Origin of the sequence: Methylibium sp. Root1272, assembly GCF_001425905.1 — a bacterium.
Lineage (GTDB): Bacteria > Pseudomonadota > Gammaproteobacteria > Burkholderiales > Burkholderiaceae_C > Methylibium.
Genome location: NZ_LMDY01000010.1, coordinates 1 through 3415 on the forward strand (window position 1 = coordinate 1; position 3415 = coordinate 3415).

Annotated in this window: 2 protein-coding genes; both read left to right on the plus strand. The window is 66.9% G+C overall.

Translation table 11 applies throughout. The annotated features are described in order from the left end of the window. Window positions 1-185: hypothetical protein (locus ASC67_RS20775; RefSeq protein WP_162245607.1), on the plus strand; the 185-nt coding region annotated here is incomplete at its 5' end. 64 nt (window positions 186-249) lie between these two features. After that, window positions 250-1620 (plus strand): DUF1329 domain-containing protein, encoded by a 1371-nt coding sequence (locus ASC67_RS05775; protein WP_056316356.1) that lies wholly within the window; start codon window positions 250-252, stop codon window positions 1618-1620. Window positions 1621-3415 lie beyond the last annotated feature (1795 nt).

Sequence of the window (3415 nt, forward strand, 5' to 3'; positions counted from 1 at the left end):
CGGAGCTCAAGTTCCTCTCCGACACCGGGCTGCTGCTGGTGATCCTGATGCTCATCAACATGGTGCTGGCGCTGGTGCTGCTGCCGCTGCTGGTGTACCTGATCAAGCCCAAGTTCCTCGACAGCGACATGTCGGCTCTGTCCGAATCCCTGGAGAAGAAGCCTCAGACGGCGGTGCCTGCCTGAGCCCTGTGAGTGTGCACCCCGCGCCGGGGTCTGCGATTTGTCGACAACGAAGTAGGAGACARCCATGCATATCAGAAAGTACGACCACGACTACAGCCGCCGCTTCTTCATGGAGCAGGCCGCCAAGGGCATTGCCACGGCCGGCGTGCTGGGTCCGCTGTGGCCGATGATCGCGAACTCCGCGGACATCACCAAGGCCTACCCGGACGAGCTGATGTCGATCGACGCCTGGTCCAAGGGCAAGATCAAGACCGGTGACTTCATCACCGCCGAGAACGTCGAGATCGTCAAGGAATTGCTCGACCCCGTCGCGTACATGCAGGTCAAGACGCTGGGTCGCAAGATCAAGATCGTGCCGACCACCAAGGACGTCACGCGGATGTATCCGCATCAGTACCTCGAGGCCACGCTCAAGAACCAGGGCAAGGCCAAGTTCGATTCGGGCGGCAACGTCGTCAACGCCGACGGCAAGCCCTGGATCGGCGGCAACCCCTTCCCCGATGCGAAGACCGGTGTCGAGTCCGCTGCCAACCTCACGCTGTGCTGGGGCCGCCACGACAACTCGATCTACTGCATCAAGGACCAGGAAGTCGCACCGGACGGTTCGCTGAGCTACCAGTACGACTTCGCCTGGGTGGAAGAAAACACCCTGGCCCGCGTGGATGGCAAGACCTTCCCCGGCGCCGACGACAAGCTGCGCTACCAGTCGGTGTTCTTCACCTCGCCGGTCGACGTGAAGGGCACGGGCTACCTGAGCACGTGGTACTACGACCAGCGCAAGTTCCCCGACCTCGTCGGCTACCTGCCCGCCTTCAAGCGCGTGCGCAAGTTCCCGACCAATCAGCGCTTCGAGCCGCTGGTGGCGGGTTCCAACCTCTACCTGTCGGATGCCTGGGCCGCCGGTGACCCGATGCTGACCTGGGGCAACTACAAGATCATCGGCCGCGGCCCCTTCCTCGGCGCGGTGTCGCAGACCTGGTACGGCGACCACCCGAACTGGGAGCGTCCGGTGCATGGCGGTCCGAAGGGCCAGACCTTCCTCGAGACCAGCATGGAGTTCTGCCCCGACGTCGTGGTGTTCGAGGCCGAGCCGACGGGTTATCCGCGCGCGCCGGTGGGCAAGAAGCGCGTGTGGATGGACGTGCGCAATCAGATGTACGTGGCTTACGTCACCTACGACCGCCGCGGTGAACTCTTCAAGTCCTTCGAGCCGCAGTACAGCCTGTACGAGAAGGGCGACAAGAAGTACGTCGACGCCAGCGGCAAGACGCACTGGTCGTGGACGGCGGTGATGTCGCACAACGTGCAGGACGGCCGGATGACGCGCTTCGTGCAGGCCAAGAGCATCACGGGCGGCTACCAGTCGGGCTACGACAACCCGGGCATGATCGAGAAGTTCATGACCGAGCAGGCGCTGCAGCGGCTGGGGACCTGAACATGTCCGAGTGTCAGCAACACGAGCGGTCCGCCGCTCGCGGCGGCCGGACTCGGCCTGCCGCACTGCTCGCCCGGCTCGCGGCGGCCGCCGCGCTGCTGTGCGGCGGGGCGGTCGCGTCGGTGGCGCAAGCCGCCGACGGCGCCGCCTCTGCGGCTGCCGCAGCACCGGCCGCTCCGGCGCCGGCCGCTGCTGCGGCTGCTGCGCCCTCCGGCAGCGCGAAGCTGATCCGCCACGGGACGGCGCACGACGCGCTGTACGACGTCGCGTTCGAGGGTGAGCGCGGGATTGCGGTGGGGGCGTTCGGCAACGTGCTCGTGACGGCCGACGGCGGGGCGACCTGGCAGGTTCAGCCCTTCCCGATGAAGCACCTGGCCTTGATGGCCGTGGCCATGCGCGAAGGCAAATGCATCGCCGTCGGCCAGACCGGTCTCGTGTACGCCGCAGCCGACTGCAAGACCTGGAAGGCTGCGCCCTCCATGACCAAGTCGCGCCTGCTCGCCGTGGACGTCAACCGCCAGGGCCTGGCCTACGCCGTGGGCGCCTTCGGCACCATCCTCAAGTCCACCGACTGGGGCCAGTCGTGGGCCGTGCAGACCGTCGACTGGAGCACCCTCACCGAAGACGGCGTCGAACCCCACCTCTACGACCTCCACGTCGGCGAGGACGGCAGCGTCACTGCGGTCGGCGAATTCGAACTCGTCATGCGCAGCAGCGACGGCAAGCAGTGGAAGGCCCTGCACAAGGGCGAACGCTCCCTGTTCGGCCTGTCCGTCGTCGAGGGCGGCACCAAGATGTACGCCACCGGCCAGAGCGGCGCGCTGCTCAGCAGCGCCGACGGCGGCGCCACCTGGGTGTCGCACAAGACCGGCACCGGCGCCATCCTCACCGGCGTGCACGCCACGCCCAAGGGCGAAGTGCTCGCCAGCGGCATCAACGCCGTGGTGCTCAGCCGCGACGGCGGGGCCTCCTGGAGCCCGCTGAACTCCAAGCTCGTGCGCAACGCCTGGTACCAGGCCCTGGCGGCCAGCGANCAACGCCGTGGTGCTCAGCCGCGACGGCGGGGCCTCCTGGAGCCCGCTGAACTCCAAGCTCGTGCGCAACGCCTGGTACCAGGCCCTGGCGGCCAGCGAAGGCCCGGGCGGCAAGCGACGCGTGGTGGCGGTAGGAGCGGGTGGAACGATCCTGGAACTTGATCTTTGACCTACAACGAGGAGACAACAGCGTGAAGAAGATTCGTACAGAAATCTCTCAGCGGCACGCCATCGCAGCAGCTGCGTTGGTCGCGNAGCGTGAAGAAGATTCGTACAGAAATCTCTCAGCGGCACGCCATCGCAGCAGCTGCGTTGGTCGCGCTGTGTGGGTCGGCCCAGGCGGCCGAATGGGCCTTCTCGGGCTTCATCCGGCAGGAACTGGCGGTGAAGACCACCGACGACCAGAACATCGCCAACCAGAGCGGCAACTCCACCAACGGCATCTCGTACACCAACAACGGCGTGGCCGCGGGGCTCTCGCCCACCCTGACCCGCCCGGCGGAGTACAAGAAGGACGCCGACATCAACTGGTTCGCCACCCGGGTGGACCTCAACTTCGACGGCAAGCTCACCGAGTCGCTGAAGGCCACCATCAAGCTGCGCGGCATCCTCGACGAGACCCGCGTCGTCGAGAGCGCCTACGGCACGCGCACCGTCGGCGGCGCCAGCACCGGCGTGGGCGACATCAACTCCGGCAGCAGCTTCCGCCAGGCCTTCGGCGGCACCGCCGGCGGCCCGCTGGCCTACGCCAACGACCGCGC